At 51.2% G+C, this 25,787-nt stretch carries 19 protein-coding genes and 3 tRNA genes; 5 read left to right on the forward strand and 17 right to left on the reverse strand.

Going from position 1 to position 25,787, the window contains the following annotated elements; translation table 11 throughout:
• Positions 1-96: 96 nt before the first annotated feature.
• The 13 genes from MJO52_RS17090 to ubiM all read right to left on the reverse strand — a co-directional run bounded on the left by MJO52_RS17090 (position 97) and on the right by ubiM (position 12,359).
• A complete protein-coding gene (locus MJO52_RS17090) occupies positions 97-507 on the reverse strand; it encodes a GFA family protein (RefSeq protein WP_252083171.1) in 411 nt (136 codons plus the stop codon).
• The gene (locus MJO52_RS17095) at positions 500-1,150 is read right to left on the reverse strand and encodes a hypothetical protein (RefSeq protein WP_252083172.1); all 651 of its coding nucleotides are present in this window, start codon (positions 1,148-1,150) and stop codon (positions 500-502) included. The genes MJO52_RS17090 and MJO52_RS17095 overlap by 8 nt, the downstream gene beginning before the upstream one ends.
• 139 nt (positions 1,151-1,289) lie before the next feature.
• Entirely contained in the window at positions 1,290-3,413 is a 2,124-nt protein-coding gene (gene pnp, locus MJO52_RS17100) for a polyribonucleotide nucleotidyltransferase (RefSeq protein ID WP_252083173.1), read from the reverse strand.
• Positions 3,414-3,676: 263 nt separating this feature from the next.
• Complete coding sequence (gene rpsO / locus MJO52_RS17105; RefSeq protein ID WP_252083174.1) at positions 3,677-3,946, reverse strand: 30S ribosomal protein S15; 270 nt, start codon at positions 3,944-3,946, stop codon at positions 3,677-3,679.
• Between the two features lie 144 nt (positions 3,947-4,090).
• Positions 4,091-5,032 carry a tRNA pseudouridine(55) synthase TruB gene (truB, locus tag MJO52_RS17110; RefSeq protein ID WP_252083175.1) on the reverse strand — a complete coding sequence of 314 codons (942 nt, stop codon included), beginning with the start codon at positions 5,030-5,032 and terminating at the stop codon, positions 4,091-4,093.
• Positions 5,033-5,035: 3 nt separating this feature from the next.
• Positions 5,036-5,431 (reverse strand): 30S ribosome-binding factor RbfA, encoded by a 396-nt coding sequence (rbfA, locus tag MJO52_RS17115; protein WP_252083176.1) that lies wholly within the window; start codon positions 5,429-5,431, stop codon positions 5,036-5,038.
• A 90-nt stretch (positions 5,432-5,521) separates the two neighbouring features.
• Complete coding sequence (gene infB / locus MJO52_RS17120; RefSeq protein ID WP_252083177.1) at positions 5,522-8,398, reverse strand: translation initiation factor IF-2; 2,877 nt, start codon at positions 8,396-8,398, stop codon at positions 5,522-5,524.
• Positions 8,399-8,462: 64 nt separating this feature from the next.
• Positions 8,463-9,965 (reverse strand): transcription termination factor NusA, encoded by a 1,503-nt coding sequence (nusA, locus tag MJO52_RS17125; protein ID WP_252083178.1) that lies wholly within the window; start codon positions 9,963-9,965, stop codon positions 8,463-8,465.
• A 42-nt stretch (positions 9,966-10,007) separates the two neighbouring features.
• Complete coding sequence (gene rimP / locus MJO52_RS17130) at positions 10,008-10,472, reverse strand: ribosome maturation factor RimP (protein ID WP_252083179.1); 465 nt, start codon at positions 10,470-10,472, stop codon at positions 10,008-10,010.
• A gap of 136 nt (positions 10,473-10,608) precedes the next feature.
• Positions 10,609-10,685, reverse strand: a tRNA-Met gene (locus tag MJO52_RS17135).
• Positions 10,686-10,725: 40 nt separating this feature from the next.
• Positions 10,726-10,802 (reverse strand) — tRNA-Met (locus MJO52_RS17140).
• A gap of 39 nt (positions 10,803-10,841) precedes the next feature.
• Positions 10,842-10,918, reverse strand: a tRNA-Met gene (locus MJO52_RS17145).
• 274 nt (positions 10,919-11,192) lie between these two features.
• On the reverse strand, positions 11,193-12,359 hold the full coding sequence (gene ubiM / locus MJO52_RS17150; RefSeq protein WP_252083180.1) for a 5-demethoxyubiquinol-8 5-hydroxylase UbiM: 1,167 nt from the start codon (positions 12,357-12,359) through the stop codon (positions 11,193-11,195).
• 167 nt (positions 12,360-12,526) lie between these two features.
• Between ubiM and MJO52_RS17155 the strand changes: the two genes are divergently transcribed.
• Together MJO52_RS17155 and MJO52_RS17160 are read left to right on the forward strand one after the other, a co-directional pair.
• On the forward strand, positions 12,527-13,333 hold the full coding sequence (locus MJO52_RS17155; protein WP_252083181.1) for a PhzF family phenazine biosynthesis protein: 807 nt from the start codon (positions 12,527-12,529) through the stop codon (positions 13,331-13,333).
• Positions 13,334-13,408: 75 nt separating this feature from the next.
• On the forward strand, positions 13,409-13,831 hold the full coding sequence (locus tag MJO52_RS17160) for a GFA family protein (protein WP_252083182.1): 423 nt from the start codon (positions 13,409-13,411) through the stop codon (positions 13,829-13,831).
• Positions 13,832-13,891: 60 nt separating this feature from the next.
• Here MJO52_RS17160 and MJO52_RS17165 read toward each other — a convergent pair whose 3' ends face one another.
• Both MJO52_RS17165 and MJO52_RS17170 read right to left on the reverse strand, forming a co-directional pair.
• Positions 13,892-15,052 (reverse strand): NnrS family protein, encoded by a 1,161-nt coding sequence (locus MJO52_RS17165; RefSeq protein ID WP_252083183.1) that lies wholly within the window; start codon positions 15,050-15,052, stop codon positions 13,892-13,894.
• Positions 15,053-15,576: 524 nt separating this feature from the next.
• Positions 15,577-16,962 carry an MFS transporter gene (locus MJO52_RS17170; RefSeq protein ID WP_252083184.1) on the reverse strand — a complete coding sequence of 462 codons (1,386 nt, stop codon included), beginning with the start codon at positions 16,960-16,962 and terminating at the stop codon, positions 15,577-15,579.
• Positions 16,963-17,887: 925 nt separating this feature from the next.
• Here MJO52_RS17170 and MJO52_RS17175 point away from each other — a divergent pair.
• Positions 17,888-18,283 carry a nuclear transport factor 2 family protein gene (locus MJO52_RS17175; protein ID WP_252083185.1) on the forward strand — a complete coding sequence of 132 codons (396 nt, stop codon included), beginning with the start codon at positions 17,888-17,890 and terminating at the stop codon, positions 18,281-18,283.
• 150 nt (positions 18,284-18,433) lie between these two features.
• Here MJO52_RS17175 and MJO52_RS17180 read toward each other — a convergent pair whose 3' ends face one another.
• Positions 18,434-20,818: a chitinase gene (locus MJO52_RS17180; protein ID WP_252083186.1), complete on the reverse strand. Its 2,385-nt coding sequence runs from the start codon at positions 20,816-20,818 to the stop codon at positions 18,434-18,436.
• A 1,127-nt stretch (positions 20,819-21,945) separates the two neighbouring features.
• On the opposite strand from MJO52_RS17180, the gene MJO52_RS17185 reads away from it, so the two are divergent.
• Both MJO52_RS17185 and MJO52_RS17190 read left to right on the forward strand, forming a co-directional pair.
• Positions 21,946-22,407, forward strand: a complete 462-nt coding sequence (locus MJO52_RS17185) for a helix-turn-helix domain-containing protein (protein ID WP_252083187.1) — start codon at positions 21,946-21,948, stop codon at positions 22,405-22,407.
• Positions 22,408-22,744: 337 nt separating this feature from the next.
• Complete coding sequence (locus MJO52_RS17190) at positions 22,745-23,806, forward strand: FAD-dependent oxidoreductase (protein ID WP_286036979.1); 1,062 nt, start codon at positions 22,745-22,747, stop codon at positions 23,804-23,806.
• 31 nt (positions 23,807-23,837) lie between these two features.
• On the opposite strand, the gene cueO is transcribed toward MJO52_RS17190, so the two are convergent.
• A complete protein-coding gene (cueO, locus tag MJO52_RS17195) occupies positions 23,838-25,409 on the reverse strand; it encodes a multicopper oxidase CueO (RefSeq protein ID WP_252083188.1) in 1,572 nt (523 codons plus the stop codon).
• Between the last annotated feature and the right edge of the window lie 378 nt (positions 25,410-25,787).

Below are 25,787 nucleotides of genomic sequence, written 5' to 3' on the forward strand. Positions count from 1 at the left end.
TTTCATTTAAAAAATTGCACCCCATAGGAGCGCTCTTAAACCTCACCCAACAAACAAAATTAAGTTACAAGAACATCCAGGCATAACGCATACGGATTACTCGGCCTGACTCAAGTGCGCTAATCCCGCAGCATTCTGTTCCCAGTTTTGCCCATCAAATGGCTCGACTTCTAATTCCTGCGGCACAATATCGAGACAACGCGCATTGAGGCTGTAACCATCGGGATTGGAGCGCGGTATGTAAAAGGGTTTTACACCGCAATGACGGCAAAAATAGTGTTTTGCCACACCCGTATTAAAAGTGTAACAAGTGAGGGCTTCCTCTCCCCGCTCCAGCTGGAAGTTTGCCGCAGGTACGATCAGATGTAAGTAACCCACCTTTTCGCACATAGAGCAATTACAGGCGTGCGCCACCAGCGGCTCTCCATTTTGGCGACGATGTATCGCACGAAAGCGCACAGCATCACAGTGGCAACCGCCCTGCAGCGGCAAGATAACTTCACTCATTATTAGATTGATCCAGATTAAATAATGGACGTGCCCACAATAGAGATAAAATTGAGAGGGCAAGAAGTAGGTGGAACCAATTAGTACGGGCAAGGCCCAACAGTCGTGAAGCTCCGGTGCCAATAAAGAGCCCATTGAACACTACTAACAGTGCACCAGCGCCAATTACCAGGGCTTGGTTGCGCTTGAGCCGGCGCGGCGCTATCAGCTCCAATAATGCTACCAATAACCACAGTACCAGCCCCACAGTAGAAAATAGGTCGATCACTGTAAGGGCTGACATGCTGGTACTTTGCGCGAGACCAATTGCCCCAGCCAATATCAAAACCATTACCAGATAAGCCGGTGCGCGAGTATCTCGGCCCCAAGATATTTCCAGACGTGCCCAGGCAAGACCTATGCCGATCAACAGGAAGGAGGCAAAACCTGAGATCTGCGCAAGTGCCCGATGCAGCTCTGTCACTCCGGGATCAATGCCATAGCGATAAGCGCCCACCAGGGCGGCCAGGGCCATAATCATCAGGGCGGCCACGATTATCAGAGCTGCCGATTGAAAGCGCGCGCGGGTGAGATACCAATACTGGTTGGCAACCAGCAGGCTAGCGAGACCAAGGAGTGCATCGAGAAGCCAGTAGTTGTGCAAAATTTTCCCCTTTTTCGACAAATTCTAACCGAAAAACCCCTGGGGCAAGTGCCTTTATTCCGTGTGAAGCCACTTTGAACAGCTACAAAAAAACCCGGCACTGGGCCGGGTTTTTTCAGGCTTCATCAGCTCGAGAGGTTTATGCCTCTTCGGAACCCTGTTTCGCCTCTTCGGAAGCGGCTTGGTCAGCCTTTGCTTCCTTGATGGACAGCTTGATACGTCCTCGCTGGTCAACGTCGAGCACCTTAACCTTAATCTTCTCACCTTCACTCAGGTAATCAGTTACGGCATTTACACGCTCTTCAGCGATCTGGGAGATATGCACCAGACCGTCTTTGCCCGGCAGGAAGTTAACGAATGCACCGAAGTCTACGATGCGTACCACGGTACCTTCGTAGATAGCGCCAATCTCAGCTTCCGCAGTGATCTCCTCGATGCGGGTTACCGCCGCTTCCAGGCTCTCACCGTCTTCACCGAAGACTTTGATAGTGCCGTCATCTTCGATATCGATGGAGGCGCCGGTCTCTTCAGTGATGGAGCGGATAGTCGCACCACCCTTACCGATCACGTCGCGGATCTTGTCCGGATGGATCTTCAGGGTCGCGTAGCGCGGTGCGTTCTCATTCACGGTGGTGCGGGAAGAGTCGATCACCTTGTTCATTTCCGCGAGGATGTGCAGACGTGCGTGCAGGGCCTGCTCCAGAGCGGTTTCCATGATCTCTTCGGTAATACCTTCGATCTTGATGTCCATCTGCAGCGCGGTTACACCAGAAGCGGTACCCGCTACTTTGAAGTCCATATCGCCGAGGTGGTCTTCGTCACCGAGGATATCGGTCAGAACCGCATAGCCTTCGTCTTCCTTCACCAGACCCATAGCGATGCCGGCTACCGGTGCCTTCAGCGGAACACCCGCATCCATCAGCGCCAGGCTGGAACCACATACGGAAGCCATGGAGCTGGAACCGTTGGATTCAGTGATCTCGGAAACCACACGCACGGTGTAGGGGAAGCTGTCCGGGCTCGGCAGAACTGCAGCGATACCGCGACGAGCGAGGCGGCCGTGACCGATTTCGCGACGACCGGTAGCACCTACACGACCCGCTTCACCTACAGAGTAGGGAGGGAAGTTGTAGTGCAGCATAAAGTAGTCTTTGCGCTCACCTTCCAGGGCGTCGATGATCTGTGCGTCGCCAGTGGAACCGAGGGTAGCCACTACCAGAGCCTGGGTCTCACCACGGGTGAACAACGCAGAGCCGTGGGACTTGGGCAGAGCACCAACTTCCACTGCGATCGAGCGTACAGTTTTGCTGTCGCGACCGTCGATACGGGGCTCGCCGCGCACTACAGCGCCGCGCACCAGTTTCTTCTCCAGCTTGCCGAAGTAGCTTTTTACCAAATCGGCGCTAATTTCTTCAGTAGCCAGGGCTTCAGCGGCTTCGCTGCGCAGTTCCGCCAGGCGGGTGCTGCGCTCTTGCTTGTTGGTGATGCGGTAGGCTTCGGCAACCTTCTCGCCGAACTGACCTTCCAGGGCAGTTTTCAGCTCGGTATTTTCTGCAGGTGCCTGCCAGTTCCATTGGGGCTTGCCCGCTTCCGCTTTCAGTTCTTCACAAACCTTGATGATGGCCTGCATCTCTTGGTGTGCGTAGAGTACGGCACCGAGCATGATGTCTTCCGGCAGCTCTTGCGCTTCAGATTCCACCATCAACACAGCGTCTTTGGTACCGGCAACGACCATATCCAGCTCGGAGGTCTTCAGAGCTTCATAACCCGGGTTTAACAGGTAGCCGTCTTGCTGGGTGTAACCCACGCGCGCAGCACCGATTGGGCCTGCGAAAGGAATACCGGAAACAGACAGCGCTGCAGAAGTGCCGATCATGGCAGCGATATCCGGATCCATGTCCTTCTCAGCGGAGAGAACGGTACACATCACCTGAACTTCGTTCATAAAGCCGTTCGGGAACAGCGGGCGGATCGGGCGATCGATCAGACGGGAAGTCAGGGTTTCTTTTTCAGACGGACGGCCTTCACGCTTGAAGAAACCACCGGGAATTTTGCCAGCCGCGTAGGCTTTTTCTTGATAATGCACGGACAACGGGAAGAAGCCCTGATCTGGCTTGGCTTCTTTAGCGCCAACAACAGTACACAGGACGACGGTCTCACCCATGCTAACCAGGGCAGCACCGGTTGCCTGGCGCGCGATGCGGCCGGTCTCGATGGTGACTTGGTGTTGTCCGTATTGGAAAGTTTTGCTTACTGGATTCACTAGTTTTTTCCTATTTCCTTACGGTTACTGGCCCATTCCAGTAACCCCTACATAGTTGCCCGGGAGAGAGTTCCGAAAGCCTCACCCGAGGCGGCACGGGGATGTGCCACCACCGACCTGGGGTGGCCGGTGCAAACACTACACATCCAGCTCGGGTTGTTTTCCGCTGGCCTGTGCAGTGCGACTTCTGAAAAATGACAGTAAGGCCACTTTTCAGCAAGCATTAAAAAAGAATGCCCGCCAGAGGCGGGCATTCTAGGGTCTTAGCGACGCAGGCCGAGCTTGGCGATCAGCTGTGCGTAACGATTCAGATCCTTGCGCTTCAGGTAGTCCAGCAGCTTACGGCGCTGGTTTACCATGCGGATCAGACCACGACGAGAGTGGTGATCCTGCTTGTGCGCAGAGAAGTGACCCTGCAGTTTGTTGATGTTAGCGGTCAGCAGGGCTACCTGGACTTCCGGAGAACCGGTATCGCCTTCAGATTGGCCGTGCTCTTTCAGGATGGCTGCTTTTTCAACTGCAGACAGTGCCATAACGAATTACCTCGTCGTAATATGCTTTAAAAGATTCGGCTGGCCCGTGCATATTTACAGACCAGCTAATCGTGAATGCGGCTGCGCCGCGAGGGCACCTTGCGGGTTACTGAATGTTGGCTTTCACCAAAAAGCAGCTTCCATTCAGGTGCCACTTACCAGACGTCGTGGTGCCACGCACCCTTCGTCGGTAATTTCTCCTACGCCCAGAAAATCACCGTTTTCCAGGAAGAGGCGCACCATATCACCTTCTGTACCGATACGGTAGACCTGCAAATCCATTACCGGTTGCCCCTGACGCACATAGTAACCAGAGTCGTCCGGCAGGACGAGTTTGGGCAGTGAAGACGCTGGAGAATCCATCGGCAACAAGTGGTGATCGAGCACTTCTGCCTTATCTTCACCGCGTTCTTCTGTAAGCTCATCCAGGGTCACTGCGTCGGCTTCATCGAAGGGGCCGGCGGCACTGCGGTGCAGTACTTCCACATAGGCGCCTACACCCAGAGCTTGACCCAGGTCCTCGGCAATACTGCGAATATAGGTTCCCTTGGAACAGTGCACCTCAACTTCCGCACGAGGCTGTGCGCCCGGCGTAAAGCTCAGCAGTTCAAACTCAAAAATTTCCACTTCCCGCGCTTCGCGTTCCACTTCCAAGCCCTGGCGCGCCAGCTTATATAGGGGCTGACCCTTGTGCTTAAGAGCAGAGTACATGGAGGGCACCTGCTTGATGCTGCCGCGAAAGGCTTCCATGGCCTTGAGCACTGCTTTTTCGGTTAAACCGGAAGCATCTTTGGTTTCCAGTACATCGCCATCGGCATCGCCACTGGCAGTGGTCATACCGAAGACAAAAGTGCTGCGGTAGCGTTTGTCAGCATCGAGTAGGTACTGGGAAAACTTGGTGGCTTCGCCGAGACAGATCGGCAGCACACCGGTTGCCAGTGGATCTAAGGCCCCGGTATGACCGGCGCGATTGGCAAAAAAGAGTCGTTTAGCTTTTTGAAGGGCATCATTGGCGGTAATGCCGGCGGGCTTGTTTAATAACAGCACGCCGTGAACCGGCCGGCCCCATTTTGGTCTGCGGCCCATGGATCAATCTTCGTTAGAGTCGCTGTCGTCTTGGTGCTTGCGATCGGCGCGCACCGCCTTGTCGATCAGAGCGGAGAGCTCCTGGCCACGCACCGAGGTCTCGTCGTAGCGGAAATACAGACGCGGGATGGTGCGTATCTGGATGGCGCGCGCCAACTGGCTGCGCAGAAAACCTGCGGCCTTGTTAAGCACTTCCATCGAGGTATTGATCTTACTGCGGTCGTCCTCACCCACAAAGGTGACAAACACTTTTGCGGTGGTCAGATCACGGCTGACTTCAACATCGTTGATATTGACCATGCCCAGACGCGGGTCGCGCACTTCCTGCTGAATCAGCTGGGCCAGTTCGCGACGCATAGCATCGGCGACACGGTCGGCGCGTTGGAATTCTCTTGCCATTGTTTACCTATTGAGAATGGCGGTTTAAAGACAGGAAAACCCGCACGGCCAAAGCCGCGCGGGTTTTCCTTCACCAGGTGCCGGAACGCTTTACAGTTCGCGGGCAACCTTGACGATATCGTAAACTTCGATCTGGTCACCGGACTTAACGTCGTTGTAGTCCTTCACCCCGATACCACACTCCATACCGTTGCGCACGTCCTGCACATCGTCTTTGAAGCGGCGCAGGGATTCCAGCTCACCCTGGTAGATTACAACGTTGTCGCGCAGCACGCGGATCGGCTTGTTGCGGTAAACGGTACCCTCGGTAACCATACAACCGGCAATCGCGCCAAACTTCGGTGAGCGGAATACATCGCGAACCTGGGCAATACCCACGATCTCTTCGCGAACTTCCGGCTCCAGCATACCAGACAGTGCCTGCTTCACTTCGTCGAGCAGGTTGTAGATCACGCTGTAGTAGCGAATCTCTACGCCTTCGGTCTCTGCAGTTTTACGCGCTGCAACATCGGCACGGGTGTTAAAGCCCAGTACGATAGCGCCGGAAGTCAGTGCCAGGTTGATATCGTTCTCGGCGATACCACCCACACCACTGGAGACTACATTTACGGAAACTTCTTCGTTACCGATATCCGCCAGTGCACCCAGAATAGCTTCCAGGGAACCACGCACGTCGGCCTTGATGACAACCGGCAGCACCTTGCGCTCGCCAGCTTCCATATCCGCAAACATGTTTTCCAGCTTGGCTGCCTGCTGGCGCTGCATACGATCGCGTCGCTCGCTGTCAGCGCGCTGTTCAGCCACCTCACGGGCCTTGCGCTCATCGGCAACCACCATGAACTCGTCACCGGCATTCGGGGTGGAATCCAGACCCAGCAGCTCTACTGGGGTGGACGGACCAGCTTCCTTCACCTGCTTGCCGTGCTCGTTGGTCATGGCACGTACGCGACCATAGCTCTGACCAGCCAAGATAATGTCGCCGCGCTTCAATTCGCCATTCTGCACCAGCAGGGTAGCAACAACACCGCGGCCTTTTTCCAGGCGGGACTCAATCACAACGCCAGTGGCCGGTACATTTACCTTGGCCTTCAGCTCCAGCATTTCCGCTTGTAGGGACACCGCTTCCAGGAGGTCATCAATACCCTGGCCAGTATGCGCGGATACGTTGATGAACTGGGTATCGCCGCCCCAGTCTTCTGGGATTACGTCTTTTGCGGCCAACTCATTTTTCACGCGATCGGGATCCGCGGCTTCTTTGTCGCACTTGTTCACGGCAACAACCAGCGGTACACCGGCGGCGCGGGCGTGATTCACGGCTTCCTCGGTCTGCGGCATAACGCCATCATCGGCGGCCACTACCAGGATTACCACGTCGGTGGCCTGAGCACCGCGGGCACGCATGGCAGTAAAGGCGGCGTGTCCCGGAGTATCCAGGAAGGCGATCTCGCCCTGGCTGGTTTTCACTCGGTAGGCACCGATATGCTGGGTAATACCACCAGCCTCACCAGAAGCCACCTTGGTCTTGCGGATATAGTCGAGCAAAGAGGTTTTACCGTGGTCGACGTGCCCCATTACGGTTACTACCGGTGCGCGGGTAACCTCGGTGCCCTCTTGAGCCTTGGCATGCGCCACCAAGCTGTCTTCCAGCTCGGTCTCGGAGCGCATTACGACTTTGTGGCCCATTTCCTCGATGATCAACTGTGCAGTCTCACGGTCCAGGCTCTGGTTGATGGTAGCCATCTCGCCCATTTTCATCAGGCGCTTGATCAGCTCCCCAGCCTTCACATTCATCTGCTTGGCCAGTTCTGCGACGGTGATGGTATCGCCCAACTGTACTTCGTACACCTGCTTCTCCGTGGGCCGTTTAAACCCATGAGTCGGTTTAATTTTCAGATTCGGACGAGACAGGGAGCGCGTGCTGCGCTTGCTGGCTTCATCTTCCTCAAATACTTCCAGTGCCTGCTCGTACAGAGAGGTTTTGCTGGACTTCTTCGGGCCGGACTTGGAGCGACGACCTCGACGCTTGCGGGGCTCGTCCTCAGCACGAGCAGCTTCGCTTGGGGCGGCTTCTAGCTTGCGGCGCAAAGAGGGTTTAACCTCTTCGGTTTTCTCCGTAGCTTTGGTGGGCTTCGCCTTAGCAGCCTGAGAGGCCTGAGCAGCCTTCTCTTTTTTCTCTTGGGCGGCGCGTCGGTCGGCTTCTACTTTCGCCTTCTTCTCTTCTAGCTCGCGCTTCTCTTGCTCAGCCTGCTGCTTGCGACGCTCCATCGCGGCGATACGCATCGCCTCAATATCGTCTACATACGTTGAGCGGATGGGTGCGGCGGGTTCCGCCTTTTTCGCTACATTATCTACGGGTTTACCCTCTGCCTTATTATCGGCTTTCTGTGCTTCTTTAGCGGCTTCCGCTGCGGCAGCTTCCGCGCGAGCCTTCTCTTCTGCCTCGGCAGCGGCCTTCGCCTCTGCCTCAGCCTTCAAACGTGCTTCCTCTTCTTCCTCAGCAGCGCGACGAGCGGCCTCAGCTTCAGCGGCAGCCTTGGCTTCCGCTGCTGCTTTAGCTTCAGCGGCTGCTTTGGCTTCCGCTTCTGTGATAGCAGTAGCATCCGCGCCCTGAAGAGCCTCTTCCACCTCGGCAGCGCTCTCGGTACCAGCTCCTGTTTCAAGCTCAGCCTGTGGACGCTTCACATAAGTGCGCTTCTTGCGCACTTCCACGTTTACAGTTTTACGGCCGGTGCCAGAGCCGGTTTTCAGCGTGGTTGTGGTCTTGCGCTTCAAGGTGATCTTGCGTGGGCTAGCGCCCTGCTCCCCGTGACTGCTTTTCAGGAAACTGAGCAGGACCTGCTTTTCCTCATCTGACACCACTGCATTCGCAGAGGTGTGAGGCAAACCCGCTTCTTTCATCTGCTTGAGCAGACGGTCTTCGGTGGCACCAACCGATTTGGCGAGTTCGCTAACTGTTACTTCGGCCATTCTCTCTCCTAAAAGTCACTTGGTCGGAGGGGGTTACTTATACGTAATACTTATTGCGGTGTGTTTAAGCCTGCTCGCCATCATCATCGGCAAACCAGGGCTCACGCGCCTTCATAATCAGCGCTGCGGCGCGCTCCTGATCGAGACCCTCGATATCGAGCAGGTCATCCACTGCTTGTTCCGCCAGGTCTTCCATAGAGGCAATACCGCGGCTGGCTAGCTGGAAAGCCAGCTGGCGCTCCATACCATCCATATTCAACAGATCTTCCTGGGGCTCAGAAGCATCCAGCTTTTCTTCAGAGGCCAGGGCCTGGGTGAGCAGGGAATCCTTGGCTCGGGCGCGTAACTCTTCGGCGATATCCTCATCGAAGCCCTCGATTCCGAGCATCTCTTCAATGGGCACGTAAGCCACTTCCTCTAGGGAGGTAAAGCCCTCTTCCACCAGTACAGCGGCGACATCTTCATCAATATCCAGGCGGTCGATAAACACCTGCATGATGGAGCTGGATTCAGCCTCCTGCTTATTCTGCCACTCGTCGGAACTCATGACATTGATTTGCCACTGAGTCAGCTCTGAAGCCAAGCGAACATTCTGGCCACTGCGGCCGATAGCCATAGCGAGATTTTCCTCAGCTACCGCCACATCCATAGAACCGGTGTCTTCGTCGACAACGATGGATTCAATTTCCGCCGGCGCCATGGCGTTGATTACAAACTGGGCCGGATTTTCGTCCCACAGCACGATATCCACACGCTCACCAGACAGCTCATTGGAAACTGCCTGAACACGCGCACCGCGCATGCCCACACAAGCACCGACAGGATCGATGCGACCGTCGTTGGTGTTTACTGCGATTTTTGCACGCAGGCCGGGATCGCGGGCCGCGCCTTTAATTTCGATTACCTGCTCGGAGATTTCCGGCACTTCAATGCGGAACAATTCGATAATCATTTCCGGGCAGGAGCGGCTCAGCATTAACTGAGGGCCGCGGGCTTCCGGCTGGATTTCCAACAGAATTGCGCGCACACGATCACCGAGGCGGAAAATTTCTCGGCCAACCAGCTGATCGCGGGGCAGGCGCGCTTCGGCGTTATTCCCCAGGTCTACAGCGATAAAGTCGCGGGTCACCTTCTTCACAGTGCCGCTGACCATCTCTCCGACGCGATCGCGGTACTCGTCTACAACTTTGGCGCGCTCGGCTTCACGTACTTTTTGCACGATAACCTGCTTGGCGGTCTGTGCAGCGATGCGGCCAAATTCTACATTTTCCACCTGCTCGCGGAAAACGTCACCTGCTTTCAGGTCAGCATCTTTTTCGTGAGCTTCTTCCAGGGTGAACTGGGTACCCAGCTCCGCCAGGACTTCATCACCGACTACTTCCCAGCTGCGGAAAGTCTCGTAATCGCCCGAACGACGATCAATGATAACCTCAATGGTTGAATCTTCGTCGTAGCGCTTCTTCGTGGCCGTTGCCAATGCCGCTTCGATGGCCTGGAAAATAATCTCCTGGTCAACGCCCTTCTCGTTGGATACCGCCTCGGCTACCAGCAAGATCTCTTTGTTCATGCAACTGTGCCTCAAAATCGCCTGAGCTCAGGCTCCTACAGGTTACTTGGTAAATTGGGGAATAATATTTGCTTTCTCGATGCTGTCGATCGGCAGCAGGTATTCATTTTCACTGTCCACGCGCAGAACGACTTCATCCCCTTCCACACCGGCCAGCAGGCCGCGCCACTTGCGCTGACCGTCGAGCGGCATACGCAGGCGCACCTCGATTTGGGCACCGGCAAAACGCTCGTACTGCTCCAGCTTATACAGGGGACGGTCTAGTCCTGGGGAGGAGACCTCCAGGGTATATCTACCGCTAATGGGGTCTTCCACATCCAGTACGGCACTGGCCTGGCGACTGACTTTCTCGCAGTCCTCCACACCTATGCCATTTTCAGAATCGATATAGATGCGCAGCAGCGCGTTGCGACCATGGGTCTGATAATCGATCCCCCACAGTTCACACCCCAGCGATGCCACCACCGGCGCCAGAAGTTCTTCCAGCAATTCGCGTTTGCTCGCCATTTACGTCACCACATACAAAAAATGGGCCTGCGGCCCACTTCGAAAATTATCTGCAACTTTTCTTGCAGATACGAAAAAGCCCCTGACGGGGCTTTGACCGCACATTCATGCAGCCAGTATGCATGAATGCAAAATTTGGTAGCGGGGGCAGGATTTGAACCTACGACCTTCGGGTTATGAGCCCGACGAGCTACCAGGCTGCTCCACCCCGCAACAACACATGCGCATCAAAGCTTTTACATAAAAGCAAAATTGGTAGCGGGGGCAGGATTTGAACCTACGACCTTCGGGTTATGAGCCCGACGAGCTACCAGGCTGCTCCACCCCGCAACAACAAATGCACATCAAAGTTTTTGCTAAAAGCAAAATTGGTAGCGGGGGCAGGATTTGAACCTACGACCTTCGGGTTATGAGCCCGACGAGCTACCAGGCTGCTCCACCCCGCAACAACTCCGAGAAACAAAGCCTGGTTGACCTTTGTTTCCCTGCGGCGGGACCAGCCCAACCACTCAAGAGGCTGCGCATTCTATGGTTAGCGTCCCCATGAGTCAAGCCACAATTGGCATTTGTTTTCCCCTTCAGTCGGGAACAGCCTCGAATATACCTCGCTGATCAGTATAGAAAAGGAAGAAAATCCCGCAAATACAGCCCACTGCATATGCCGATTCTTACTTCCAATGCCACGGCCCTGTGTGTATTCATCACATCAAGCCTTGCTGTTTAGCGGGTGAGCTGGTGCACTATGGCACGCCGTACCGGTGGAAAATGTTCACTGATACGCAATATCGCTCTGCGTAATAATTTCGCTGGCAGTCGATCATCGGTGAAAAGGTCCACAACCCGGTTAGTACCGGTATAAATAGGGTGCGAATCCAAACGGTGCTGAGCCTGATAGCGAGACAATGCAAGGGAGAGCCCCGCCGGCTGATACAGCCGCGTTACATTATGCAATTGGCTAGCCAGAGTATTCGCGCCGGCCAAGCCCAGGTTAAAACCGTGCGCCGTAACGGGGTGCATCCCCACCGCAGCATCTCCCACCAGGGCAAAGCGCTCAGCAAGAAATCGATGGGCATAAACTGCCACTAACGGGTAACAATGGCGCCTACTAAACGCCTCAACAGTCCCAAGAGCCCCAGCGCTCTCTCTCTGAACATGGGCCGCAAATTCCCTATCGCTGTAGGCCATCATTTCCTCGGCACAACTGGCGGATACCGTCACTACCGCCGAACAGGTTTGCGCATCGGACATTGGCAGTAGAGCAAGGGTTGAACCGTAACGAAAACACTCCCGGGCAACGCCACCATGCTCCCGCTCTGTGCGCACCGGACCTAGCACCGCAACCCTACCGAAGTCGCGCATATCTGCGCCAATCCCTGCCATACGACGCACCTCAGAAAAGCGGCTGTCCGCCGCCACCAACAAGGCCGCAGTAACAACCTGCCCCCCTTCAAGCTGCACCAGTCGCCGACTCGTCTCGCAACGTGTGCCAATCACCTTGCTATTAGGCAGCAGCTGTATATTGCTATCCTCACGCACTGCCTCATAAAGTACCCGCCGAATTGCAGCATTGGGTGCAATAAAGCCCAGTGGACCTCGCCCCCGAGTATCGAAGTCCAGACTAGAGGAGGAATCGCCATCGACCACCTGCGCAGACTGCAGCGAGCTCTGCTCCTCGGGCTTCAGCCGCTGCCAGGATCCTAGAGACTGCAACAATCTTACGGATTTGTGAGTGAGCGCAATTTCCCGCCCATCGTTCGCTGGACACGCCAGCATTTCATCATCCTGGCGCTCCAGCAACGTTACCCTGCAACCCCGAGCAGCCAGCATAAGCGCCAAAGCCAGACCCGCAGGACCCGCCCCTACAATCGCGACATCTGTGTGCAGCATCCTCCCCCCTAGAACATCCCACTTCAATTTCTGCTTGTGATAAATAACTTTTGTTATCGACCGATCGAAGCTCACTGTATGCTGGAGTAACAAGGGGGCAACTGATACAAATCAGAAAATCTCAAGGCAGGCACAACAAGAGAATAGACACATACAAAGGATCGTATATGCAGATAGAAATCGATATCGTCGACGCTTTCACCAGCGCCCAATTTGGAGGCAACTCTGCAGCGGTAATCATTACTGAAAAGTGGCTCAGCGAACCCTTGATGCAATCCATCGCCGCACAAAACAATCTCTCGGAAACAGCATTCCTACTCAAGCGTAGCGACAGCGAATATCATATCCGCTGGTTTTCTCCGTTAACCGAAATCGACTTTTGTGGCCACGCCACCCTGGCCTCTGCTTTTGTAGTCTTTCGAAAGCACCCACATTTAAAGGTTTTGGATTTATTTGCTGAGGCAGTCGGTGAGATGCATATCACTCACAGAGGGGACGGCCTGATCGCTATGAATTTTCCCTCCCGCACCCCACAGCCATTAGCTAACATTCCCTGTGACCTGCTCGAAGGGCTATCGATCACACCGAGAGAAGTTCTGCGCAACAATCAAGCCTACTTTGCCATTTACGCTGAAGAAGAGGATATCCTACAGCTGCAGCAGGACCCCGCCAGGCTGGCAAATCTCGCTCCCTATGATGTGGTAGTCACCGCACAATCTAGGCAATACGATTTTATCTCCAGGTATTTTTGGCCCACCAATGGCGGCGCTGAAGACCCAGTAACCGGCTCCATTCACACCGGACTGGCACCCTACTGGGGAGAAAAACTGGGAAGATCAAACCTGATAGCCTTCCAAGCCTCAAAACGCGGAGGCCTGCTACACTGCCAGCTTGATGGGGAGCGAGTGATCATCTCCGGTAACGCAGTGCCATACCTTAGCGGCGTGATTGATGTAGTCGAAAAGGACAAGTAGTTCTTAGTCACTGCACGATCGTCAGATTTCACGCACAAAAAATCCTTTGCCACAAAAAAATAAATGGAGAAAAAAATGAATCACAAAGGCTCATGCCTCTGTAATGAAGTCCAGTTCACAGTGGAGGGGGCTTTTGAAAGCTTCTTCCTTTGCCACTGCGACCACTGCCGTAAAGACACTGGTTCCGCCCATGCCGCCAGCCTCTTTTCCACCTCGGCCAAGCTCCACTGGAACCACGGGGAAGAACTCATCAAAGTCTTTAAACTCCCCTCAACCCGGCACGTAAAAAGCTTCTGCGGTCAGTGCGGGTCCGCCCTGCCCTTTGCCGACAAAGATGCAGGATTACTGGCAGTGCCCGCTGGCAGCCTTAACAGCCCCATAACCATCAGACCCAATGCACATATCTTTATGGCCAGTAAAGCCGATTGGGACAAGGACCTTGGCAAAGTACCAGAACTCGATGGTTTCCCCCAGGTTGATAAAGCCGACACCCCCTGAAAGAAACAACGGTGCCGCTTGCAAATAGGCAAAGCAGCACCTCACAACCTTTTGTAAGTTTTAGCCTGGGTGACCATCTACTCTGGGTTGAAATAGAACTGGGGTGTAGTAAATCAGGAAAAGTGAGTAACCCAGCACCCAGGCAACAATAGCAGCGAGAAAGCCACTGGGAGCCGGCGCCCAGAAAATACGGGCCAGGGCGGATAGCGCCAGTGCGGCAAACGCTAACGGCATAAGACGCGGCGCCTGTAAAATACGGCCGGTATGCCCCAAACTCACACGGCTGGTCATAGCCAGAATCAAACCACCAATGCCACCCACCGCAAAAGCATGTAGCGCTGGGCTCTGCCAAGCGGGTGCGATTCCGCTCCAGGCCAAAGCGGCGAGAAAACAACCCAAAATCACCAACCAATAACTGAGGTGTAGGGACCAAACCATGGGCTCCGCCCAGATCTTGGTGGGATGCCAGCGCAACACTCTTACCAGCTGCAAAACACCCAGGGTAATGGCCAGCAATGCCCAAACCATCTTGGGCAAATCCAGGGCCACACTAAGCAGTAAGAGTACGGCCGCAATATGCGTGCCCCATTCCACAATGGGTAACTTCTCACGCGGGCTCAAATGGAAGCGCCGCGCAGTAAAGAAAGGAATAACCCTGCCACCAATCACCAAAATAATCGCCGTCACCAAGAGCAGAACCATCAACGCCACCCGGCTCTGCGCAGCGGGTAGCAACCAGTGGCTGGCCGCCAGTCCAGCAAAGGCCAACATAGCCGGCAGTACAAATAAGTTGCGCCATTGCTTGGTGCGCAGTACACGCGCCCCTAACAAGAATGCAGCCAGTAGGAAGAAAGACACCTCGGCCACGACCGGCATCCACAGAGGCACCGCCGCAAAGAGATATCCCAGGCGTGCCAGCAACCATAAACCCACCAAGCTTATTAGCTGAGTCCCCTTTGGTGAGGGAATTCCGGTCCAGGTTTGCATGGCGGTACCCAAAAAGCCCACCACTACCGCCGCGGCAAAACCAAACAACATTTCATGGGAATGCCAGGCAACCCCCACACGTAGGGCGGGCAGCTGCCAACCGGACAGAGAGGCCTGCCAGATCAGTAATGCGATCATGCTCCACAGGGCACCACCCCAAAAGAAAGGTCGAAAAGGCATGCGCCAGAAAGGGGCGATGGATTCCGCGCTCGCGCGGTCGACAATGGGTATCACAATCTTTTCTCCTTAAACAAAGGGAGGTTAATTCTCCCGGGGCAGGTATTTGCCTTCACAAGCCTCCATTCACAGTTAACACGCACTGCGCAACGCCATTATCACTGCTTCGAAATCAGCAATTTAAACGCAGGAGCCAAGAAAGGGGTCAGCACCAATAAGTCCCGTTTCTACTCAATGCCCAATGTAATGCCAGCCTGATGATTCACCACAATGTGAATTAACACCTGAGAGTCCATTCTAAGAATTGAGCACTCCACTTATTTTCCCCCAATCAACCCTATTAGTTAATAGGCAAGGGGCATAGTTTTTAAAATTTATAACCCTATACAAAAAGCGGGCATTTTCCCCATAAAAAAATCAAATAATGATTGACAAAAAAGCAACCTCACCAAAAAAACCGCTAACTTAAAGTTGAACTTTAAGTTAGTAAGCCAACAACTTTATGCAAAGAATCCTCACTGGCTATCGATAAAATTTATAAACACCGAAATATCAACAATTAAACAACTAGGATTTATATTTTACATTTTGTTATCTGTGGACTTTCCTCGTACAAACAGAACACATACCAGCAGCGCCAATAAAGCCAAGTAAGCATTGACCACAAACGCACGATCAATACCTGTGGCTAAACTCGGGGCCAAGGATACTATGGTGGTATTCATTGCCAGCCCTATCGCCCCACCAATAATCTGAAACATAAAAATCAGGGCTGCAGCAAGGCTAGCTCGATCAGGGCTCACTGCAGTAACAGCAGCAGTGGTAATAGTGGGAAAAAATAGACCTAGCCCAATTCCTAGAGAAATTAAGCCTGGCACTAAATGAATGTAACGAGTGTGCTCCAAGAGGTTCGATAACAAAAACATCCCTCCGCCAAGAAAGATAGCTGCCGCTGACAAAATCACTTTGGCCCCAAGCATGGCATATAGCCTGCCAGCAACATAGGAAATAATTCCATAAGTAATCATAACCGGCAGCAAGCCGGCACCAGACCAGACAGCGGAGAATTTTAATTCTTTTATTAAAAACTGTGGTACATAAAGCAACATCGAGACAAAAATAACGGAGAGTAACAGCGTTGTAATGCCCACAGTAAAAAATCGCCCATTTTTTGCCACATCCGCAGGGATGAGTGGGCTCACCCTCGCATGAGCCTCCACCCAGGAAAAAGAACAAAATGTAATAACAGAAACGATAAGCAACCCCAAAACCAAGGAGCTACTCAAGCCCATATCCACAACAAAATCCAGAGCCAGCAAGAGTGTTAATAAAGAAATCGACAAGGAAATAATTCCTGCATAATCCACCTGCTCACCAGATTTTTCTGGGCTGTCATCATCAATTACTCGCCAGCTAATCAACATAGCGATAAGCGCAATAGGGAAATTAATAAGAAATATCCAACGCCAACTAAGGAAATCAGTAAGCAAGCCTCCGAGTAGCGGCCCAACCGAATTGGCAAACCCGCAAACTGTCATAATCAAACCACCAGCCTGTCCAGCGCGACCCTCCGGCATAATCTGATAGGTCATCCCAAGAATTGCCGGCCACATCAAGGCCCCACCCACCCCCATCAGCGCCCGGCTGCCCAATAGCATCCAGACATTAACCGCAAAGCCACCCAATAGAGAAAACAGAATAAAAATACTGCTGCCAATAAAAAACAGACGGCGGCGCCCAAACATATCAGCCAGGCGACCTCCGGTGACAATCAACACACCGAATACCAGTGCATAACCGTTAATTACCCACTGCATCGTAGAAATATCTGCCTGGAAATGTCTCTGCATAGCCGGTATTGCCACAGAGAAAGCTGTAAAGTCATTGGCGATTAGAAAAATCGCAAAGGTTAATGCGGTTAGAGCAATGATCTGCTTTTTTGAAAGTGCCTCTTTTGCCGCTGCCATAGGTACTCCAGGCTGCCAATAGCTGAATTTATCGGCTCAATCTATTCACAATTTTAGAAGTAAAAAGTTGATCTCAAAATTTAAAGGAGAGGGTTCAATTTGACATTTTAAGAGCTGGGATCTAATTACTGATAACAAAGTCCTATATTACTGAGAAAACCTCCTTATAAACTGTAGCCAACCAATAGCCTCCTACTTTCTTCCCAGGATTTCTACACTTCTCTCTCATACCGCCTTCCCGTTTTATCACCAACACTTACCCATGTAACAAGGTGAGTCCGGAAAGTTACTCTCAGAAATGAATTAGGGTATCTCACGGCACAGTGAGAACGAGGCAGTATAATTCGGATTTTAATCATATGCGCCATGAATTTAATTCATCAGGATGAGAATAGTGAAACCCATCCTGATTCAAACTCCGCCATCGACCGGCACCTAGGTAAAGACAAGCAGTAGTGCCATTAACAGTGGTTTGGGAAGAGTTCTATTAAGCTGTTCTGGAACTGATCCGCCGCTAAAGCCGATCCAATGCAGTAAACCGACTTCAGCGCTAGGCAGAGGCGGAAAGTAGTCGCCTGCGCCTGAAGTCGGACTTTTACGAACGAACAAAAAATAATATATAGATCTCAGTGCCAGCTGTGAATAACATCCAGTGTACACACTGTAACTACAATGACTCACACTTACGATATAACCCCGCTTACTTAAAGCGATTTACCGTCATAGTTAAAGATTTAGGCCAGACTACACTTACAGTTGTAGCCAGGCAAAAGTAATGGAGCTGTTAATCTATAGCAACCACCCTAGCTGTCTTTTTACTCACCATTTACTGTTACACCATATACAATCCCCGTGCGCTATATTCATATCTACCAGCACTTTATCGAAAACACTATTAATTTTAATCTAGTGGAGAGCTACCGCTATGCTCGAACGGAAAACTGTCGAAGAGGTATTCAACGTTCTCCGTACAGACCCCCAACCATTTTTAGAACGCGTTGCGGACAATGTGCACTGGGTTATAAAGGGGACCCATGCTATGGCTGGTGAATATACCTCCAAGAGAGAATTGGTCGAGCGTGCCTTTCATGGAATTGGCAAGGTACTCCAAGGGGGTAAGGTAATGATGGAGGTCAAGCGAATACTAATCGACGGGGACTATGCGGTGGTTGAAATGGAAAGCACCTGCATCGCATTAAATGGTAGAAGATACAACAATACCTACTGTTGGATTGTTAAATTTGAGAATGACTTAATTACTGAAGGCACTGCCTATGTGGATTCTGCACTGGTACAGCAGGTCTTGGACGAAAACTCTTAACCCAATTTTTTATTGCCGAAAAACTTGCTTTGGCTTCAGACTATATAAAAATTATCTGTACAAAGCCCGGTAGCAATACTTGCTACCGGGCCCACTGATCAGTAAAGAGCCGCATATTTACGGCCCCAGATTTTAAGTCGCCACTATTAGTTAGTTTTGATAATCGATAGTCATATCAAAATTACCCTCTACACATTTAGCGTAATCGCCTTGATTCAGTGCGGAGTAGGCGGTTTGATAGTTCACCAACTGACAGGCAAAACTCTCATTATTGGGATTGTCGGCAGACCAGCCCCAATCCTTATCCCAATAGATACTCAGGGAGGCTGCACCACCGGTCTCAAACTGACCCATATTGGCACATCCCAACTCTTCATCCACAGGAATATTCACGCCCAAATAGTCGGTGAAACTTTTGTAGTAGTTCATGCGATTCTGAGAGCGAGCGTCCTCTGAACCCTTACTACACTCGATAGCGCCGTTCACAATATTGGTAGTGACACCAAAACCGGAACTCAGGTTATTGGCCCGGTCAACACTATTAGGCTCCCAGGTCCCATCAACCACATGCAACATGCTCGGCTTGGGCGGCTGTGGATACACGAAGAAGAAAATAGCGCTCGCCAGATTCAACCAGGTATCCGCAACCAGCTCCGGATTTTCCAGCAGTGTATAAATATCACCGTACATAGCCTGGGAGAAAGGCCCGTAGTTATAGTTCCAGCTCAACTGCTTGGCACCGCGGCCAAAATAACTCTTGTAACCGCCATCGGCATTGATGGCACAGGGCCATACATCCGCCGCCCAGCTGCTGCTGGATTCGCAGGCGCCATAACCACCGGAGGTTTCCTCAGTCCAACCAATCTCTCGAATCCAGTAGAGACCCTGACGCCATTCCGGCTCATCCCAGGCCGCTGCATGGGCACCGGTTTCCTGGCCAAAATGGGCAAACATTACTGCCAGCGCTTTACGGCAAATAGCATCGGAATTGCGACCATCGGTGTAGTCACCGCAAAAAGCCGGAAACTTGGCCACTGCGCGCAGGAAATTGGTGTAAGTGTATGCATCGGCCCGCAGGGGGAACAAATAGTCCCAGGTATCCTCAGAAATAATACTCTCAACACGCTGAACATTTGTCGGGTTAGCACTGCGACCGGGTTGAACCGCTTCCACAATCGCGTTATCTCGGGTCTCAACAGTATTTTTCACTTCTTGCAGAAGCGAATCAGTGGTACGGGCACTCTCCTCCGCCTTCAGTTCACTCAAGCCCATGACATGACCACTTGCGGAGGCACAACCCGTTTGATTGATGCTTACCTCTGCAACGTCACTGGCCGCAGAGGAATCGGTAGCCGTCAGCTGGAAGGTGTAGGTCACATTACTGTAAACCTCAGACAATACCGCCTGAGTGGAGCTGCCCACGTAGTTTGAGAGCTTGATGGAAGGGCCACCTGTCTGGCTCCAGATATAGCTCATACCGCTACCACCGGTAGAGTCAGAACCATCCAGAGTAATGCTGCCGGTACAGCCCACACTATTGGCAGAGGCGGAGATCACCGCATTCACTGCACCACCTGAGTTGCCATTATCATTGGCGTCATCACCGTTACCAGCGTCAATGGCGAGGTTTTGCACTGTAACCTGCGCCTCCTCACTGGTTTCACCATCGCTGACAATCAGACTAAAAACAAAGTTCACATCATAGGTTGTGGCCGGTAGAGTCACAGAAGTCGAGGCGCTTGTCGCCGAGGCGATATCCGCTTCAGGAGCGCTCGGTGAGAGCTGTGCCCAACTATAACTGAGCGTGCTATCACCGCCGGAAGCACTAGCGCTGAGCTGCACCGTACCTCCACCAGCCACTTGTGTTTGTGAAGTAGACAGGTTGAGAGAGATCGGTGTATTGTCGGTATCGCCATTGTTACCGGTATCTCCTCCACTATTACCGCCGTTATTACCGTCAGAGTCTCCGCCGTTTTCGCTTCCATTGTTTTCATCGTTAACGCTACATCCATCGGCCTCTTTGCGAACCCAAGGTGAATCCCAAGTATTTTCCGCTGTCAGTGCATCAGAGGGTAAGTCACTGCCATTTGCCCACCATTGCGCAACAAAAATATCGCCGGCATAGCAAACTTCACTGCCCTTGCGGTAGCTTTGCCCGGATTGGTAAGCGGCTACGTCACTGGAGCTATCACTACCGGAATTATCTGAACCAGCAGAATTTCCGGAATCAGAATTGTCATTGTGATTGCCGGAATGATCACCATCACTACTATCATCAGAGGCGTCGCAGGCTCCCATTTCTTGCACAATCCAGGGGGAGTCCCAGGTGTTCTGCGCAGTCAGGGCCTCAACTGGACGCTGTTCTGCAGTAGCCCACCACTGCGCTTTAAAAAGATCGCCGCCATAGCAAACTTGGCTACCTCCCCGGTAATGCTGGCCTTCCACATAGTCTTCTGCAGGCTGATCAGCTGCCACAGCCTGGGCACCAATGATCAATGCCGAAGCAATCGCTGTACGAATAAAAAGGTGGCTCATAGAGTCTCCACTATTCATTTTTAGGGTTCTATTCAAAAATGGATGTATGCAAGGCGGTAGTTCAGCACGCTAGTGTTATTACAAGAAGCGCGGGCTAAGATTTTATCGTTAAACTCTGTAGTGGGTTTTCAATTTCTAATTATGTGGTCAGAATTTATAAGCCATCTGACTTTAGCCCCACGCATTGAGAGGAATAATATTTCCATCCAATTAGCACTCTTATTTCGGCACAAATAAACTGAGCCATATGATACCTTCAACAAATACTTAAAATTTCTCTGCGCTTTATAGCCAAAACCCCATACATACACTGCAAATTCGATAGAACCTTCTCAGAATGGTTCCCACCATAAAAAACAATTCTTTACAAAACAGCCACCTCAAAACACACATAAAGTACTAGGAAGCGGAAGCAAATAGGAAAGCTATTCCAAAGCATATCAAAAACACCTCGACCTAGAGCCAACCCAGCCCATCTTAAATAGAAATTTAATTTTTAATAAAACAGACAAATCAATACACAAAAAGCACATGAATATCATTCCACAGATAATCTTTTTCATATTTCTTCCATATTTATATATTTCAGGCTGTCGGCAAATGTAAAAAAACTAAACGAGCCAATGTCATTCTCCAGAGCAATTTCTCTCGTACTTCCAACAATCCAGCTTAACAGCCCTCCCTTTCCCTATGAGTGGGCTAGAGCCTCATCCGAATTACCCTTAAAGGACAACCAGGATTACCTAGCAACTATTTCCCACCACATGAAAAAATAGAAAAAACATTAAAAAAACACAGAGAAAAAAACTAATAGATCAAAGAGCAAGATATTGGTCTAAATCGCACTCAAGGCATTAAGTCATAATGCCAGGCTTAGCATCAATGCCCCCCCCGTAATTAGAGCAACCTCTGATGACTCTGAGATTAGCAATCATTAAAATAAAGCAACATTAAGAAACTTCTTTGGAATCTAATCGATATAAAGATAAAGACACGAGCCAATAAGGCATCGGATGTATCACAACTTCTATTTCTCTTCCAGGCTCTACCCACTAAGTAATGAAGGGTTGCCAGCCGGGTCAGTGAAAACTAGGATACAACTTCAAGTCTGCTTGAGGTCAATACAGATGAGTGGTCAACAGGATATAGATATTCGCGAAGTCGCGAAGCGCAGTGGGCTTCCCTCCTCTACCCTTAGATATTATGAGGAGAAGGGTCTGATCCAATCTATCAGTAGACGAGGTATTGCCAGAGTCTTCCATATCAGTGTGCTGGAGCAGCTCTCTCTAATAGCTCTGGCACGCTATGCGGGCTTCTCTCTCGATGAGATCGCTAGTATGTTTACATACAACGGAAAACCCAATATCGATCGGGAGCAATTACTCGAAAAGGCCGATGTAGTGGATAAGAATATCCGCCGCTTGGAAGCCATGCGCGATGGTTTGAGGCATGTGGCAAATTGCCCAGAGGACAATCAGCTGGAGTGTTCAAACTTCAAAAACCTTGTGAAAAGAGCGATGAAATTACAGCAAGAGCCTAGTGATGACTCTACCGAAACGACTCAGAACAAGCTAAGTCACAACCAATAATCTATTATTCCCTTAAAGATGCCATCCCACTAACCTGTTGGGAAACTTGTAAACGGTTAAAGATTTATTAGAGAGCCAAATGAATCACTACATATTGTGATACCTATAAATGCACCTTCCAAAGAATTCGGTACTAGCAGCCCAAGATCTTATTGAGGATGCTGCCAGTTCTGAAAACAAGAAAAAGCAATCTACAAATATAACGATTAATGACCGATACATTTAAAGAAGTCATGAAGGTATCGATTCACAGCCACCCATTTTGCACTTTATAATCCAGATACCTCCCTCGAGAGCTGTACTATCGTTGTGATAAGGGAAACAACAGCTTGCTATTATGAAGGTACTGATTGTCGGTGCGGGACCAACTGGTCTTACTCTTGCCGTGGAATTAGCACGCCGGAATATATTTGCCAGGATTATAGATAAACGTGATAGTGCCTCTACTCTGAGTAGGGCCGTTGGTATTACCTCCAAAAGTTTAGAGCTACTATCACACTCCGGTGTATCTAAAAGGCTGATTGAAGAGGGGGTGCCCATTCAAAATGCTTGTATCTATCAAGATAGCCACCTTGCTTTGACCTTGCCGCTGCATTCAAGTACCTCTTATTTTCCTACCATATTAGGGTTACCCCAAGACCGCACCGAAACAATCTTAGCGGAGTCTCTAGCCTCCATGGATGTGGAAGTCGAGTATAAACTCGCACTCAATGAGCTTCATGAGGAAGCGCAATCCGTTATAGCTCAATTATCCAGTGGAGAGGAGAGTAGCTTCGATCTTATTATCGGCGCAGATGGTGTTCGCAGCGCAGTTCGACAAGATGCCAATATCCCCTATCCCGGATTTGATTTAAACGAAGACTGGTCAATCGCCGATGTGGAACTGGATGATTGGCCTCATCCACAAATGTTCACCCTCACACAGACCAAGCCGGGAATAGTGGCAGTGTCAGTCCCCATCGGTAAAAATCGCTATCGCTTTGTTGGTAACTGCGAGAAGGTTTTGGAAGTTTTTCCGCTGCCGCTAAGAATTCACAAGGTGAGGCGGGAAGGGGTCTTCAAGATATCTATCCGTCAGGCACAGAGCTACTCCAAGGGCAGAATACATCTAGCCGGTGATGCTGCACATTGTCACTCTCCAGTTGGCGGACGAGGTATGAATTTGGGTATCGCCGATGCAGCCGAGCTAGCCAAATGTATTGCAGAAGGCCAGCTGGATAATTACTCGTCGCTACGCCGTCGGGAAGATAAGAAGGTAATAGATATCACAGAGCGAGGAAGAAAAATTGTCACTTCACAATCATTTCTAACCAGGCTCGAATTTTCTGTCTTATTAGCCGCAGCCAATCATCTACCATTTGTTAAAAGAAGACTCAGTAGGTTTGTGGTTGAGTTTTAAAGAGAGCAATAATACCGCGCGGCCCTCTTTACTAAGCCACACTAAACTCTGTCATCATGCCAGAGTCCTCGTGCTCCAGAACATGGCAATGCACCATGTAGGGCATATCCGGCATCGCCTCCAAAGGAAAACGTACATAGATTTCTGCACTACCGGCATTGGATATAGGCACCGTATCCTTCCAGCCACGCATATAGGCCGGTGGCGTAGCATCGTTAAATTTAACCAGGCGAAACTGGCAACCGTGAATATGGACCGGGTGCAGCATAGTGTCTTTGCCCTCAGAAATTCGCCAGTGCAAGTCTGTATTAATCGGGGCCTTGAACCCAGGTTCAGTGAAGGAAAATGAAACACCATTAACCGCATTAGCGGTCAATTGTGCTTTCAAGGGCAACGCTGGCGCCTCAGTGATGAGTTTGAGCACCCTGGTTACCACAGCAGGATCTGTTTTTCCCGAGGCTACCATTTTTTCCAGCCCGCTCGCATCAATAAGCTTGTCCGCGATCTGCGAGCGATTCATCTGCATTACCAACTTCTGGCTGATCGGCGGCAGCTTAGCCGGTATTTCAGGCATTGATACCAGCCGCTCAGGTAAAGAACCCCGCCCCTCCTCATTAGTGGGCACCACACTAAGAAACACTACAGGCCCATCGAATGGGGGCAACCGCATCACCTGCTGGGACACTGGTAGAGTTATAAAATCAAAGGGCTGGCCATTGCGAGCGTCCACCATTACCTCGTAACGCTCCCCGGCAGCTATGGGTAATTCTTTAACCTCTACGGGTTCCGGTAAAAATCCACCGTCTGTGGCAATCACATAGATGGGCCGCTGATCACTAGTGGAGAGTCGGTAGTTACGAGCGTTTGATCCGTCCAGAATCCTGAAGCGCACCCATCCTCTTGGGGGATTAACCACCGGGTTGACCACGCCATTGGTAAGCAAGATATCCCCACAATAGCCCGCTGCAACCGTAATCTCATTAAAGCGATGAAAGAAGCTACCGTCTTTGTTAAAGCGCCTATCCTGGATAATCACAGGGATATCATCCACCCCCCAGCGCTTGGGCAGAGGCAAGGCATCACTATTTTCATCATCAATGATAATCAGCCCTGCCAGCCCCTTAAGTACCAACTCGGCAGTGGTGGGATAGAGATGCGGATGAAACCAAAGTGTCGCCGCCGGCTGGATAATCGGTAATTTTGCAGTCCATGTATGACCCGGTTTGATGGGCATATAGGGACCACCATCGGCATGACCCGGCACAATCAGGCCATGCCAGTGTGCAGTTACATTCTGGGTCAACTGATTATGTACGTTGGCCGTTACCGTTTCACCCTTGCGCAAGCGCAAAGCCGGGCCTAAAAAGGGGCCATTAAAGCCATAGGTCGGCGTTGTTACTCCCTTGAGAAATACTTTCTCTGCTGGCTTGGCTACTAGATTGATTTCTCCGGCTGAGTCCGCCCTCAACTCCGAAGGAATTGGCAGTACAGGCCTTGTAGAGTAATCCCAGGTGCCATTGGTTTGCGCCCTCATATTAGAACTAGCCAATAGAGATGCCGCCAAGGTACCAAGACAGAAATCTCGACGTGATAAACGAGACAAGAAGAATCCCTCCTCATAATCTTAACGTTAAAATCTGGTAATATTCTGGCGGCTTAAACCTCTCGCTAACTACACACCTCTAATAAGCCCCAAAGCAGCATAGACTGCGGTGGCATCAGCAATAAATGGTTACAAGAGTTGGGGTTAGGTGGCCTTACATTTATCTATATTTATATTCCAACAGCATTACTGTCATTTGAGATACAGGCTGTACTCTTATTTTTCCTCAGCATAGTAATATCCACATCCAGAAGCCAATGCATATTAGAACCGCTGGCTTTATCATTTAACCGAAAAAGCTGGGTTGACACAATCAAAAGCATGGCCTCTCAATAGCGCCTCAATATAATAAATCCGCCAGTGTACATATAGAAATAG

The sequence above is a fragment of the Microbulbifer variabilis genome (assembly GCF_023716485.1).
In the GTDB taxonomy this organism is placed as follows: domain Bacteria; phylum Pseudomonadota; class Gammaproteobacteria; order Pseudomonadales; family Cellvibrionaceae; genus Microbulbifer; species Microbulbifer variabilis_B.

Excerpts from the sequence above, each read along its gene's own strand:
- MJO52_RS17170 (WP_252083184.1), bottom strand. The coding sequence starts at position 16,962 with ATGGCAGCGGCAAAAGAGGCACTTTCAAAAAAGCAGATCATTGCTCTA.
- ubiM (WP_252083180.1), bottom strand. The coding sequence starts at position 12,359 with ATGCTGCACACAGATGTCGCGATTGTAGGGGCGGGTCCTGCGGGTCTG.
- infB (WP_252083177.1), bottom strand. The coding sequence starts at position 8,398 with ATGGCCGAAGTAACAGTTAGCGAACTCGCCAAATCGGTTGGTGCCACC.
- MJO52_RS17190 (WP_286036979.1), top strand. The coding sequence starts at position 22,745 with ATGAAGGTACTGATTGTCGGTGCGGGACCAACTGGTCTTACTCTTGCC.
- rpsO (WP_252083174.1), bottom strand. The coding sequence starts at position 3,946 with ATGGCACTGTCTGCAGTTGAAAAAGCAGCCATCCTGAAAGAGCACGGC.
- truB (WP_252083175.1), bottom strand. The coding sequence starts at position 5,032 with ATGGGCCGCAGACCAAAATGGGGCCGGCCGGTTCACGGCGTGCTGTTA.
- MJO52_RS17175 (WP_252083185.1), top strand. The coding sequence starts at position 17,888 with ATGCTCGAACGGAAAACTGTCGAAGAGGTATTCAACGTTCTCCGTACA.
- MJO52_RS17160 (WP_252083182.1), top strand. The coding sequence starts at position 13,409 with ATGAATCACAAAGGCTCATGCCTCTGTAATGAAGTCCAGTTCACAGTG.
- MJO52_RS17090 (WP_252083171.1), bottom strand. The coding sequence starts at position 507 with ATGAGTGAAGTTATCTTGCCGCTGCAGGGCGGTTGCCACTGTGATGCT.
- rbfA (WP_252083176.1), bottom strand. The coding sequence starts at position 5,431 with ATGGCAAGAGAATTCCAACGCGCCGACCGTGTCGCCGATGCTATGCGT.
- MJO52_RS17180 (WP_252083186.1), bottom strand. The coding sequence starts at position 20,818 with ATGAGCCACCTTTTTATTCGTACAGCGATTGCTTCGGCATTGATCATT.
- MJO52_RS17155 (WP_252083181.1), top strand. The coding sequence starts at position 12,527 with ATGCAGATAGAAATCGATATCGTCGACGCTTTCACCAGCGCCCAATTT.
- nusA (WP_252083178.1), bottom strand. The coding sequence starts at position 9,965 with ATGAACAAAGAGATCTTGCTGGTAGCCGAGGCGGTATCCAACGAGAAG.
- MJO52_RS17185 (WP_252083187.1), top strand. The coding sequence starts at position 21,946 with ATGAGTGGTCAACAGGATATAGATATTCGCGAAGTCGCGAAGCGCAGT.
- rimP (WP_252083179.1), bottom strand. The coding sequence starts at position 10,472 with ATGGCGAGCAAACGCGAATTGCTGGAAGAACTTCTGGCGCCGGTGGTG.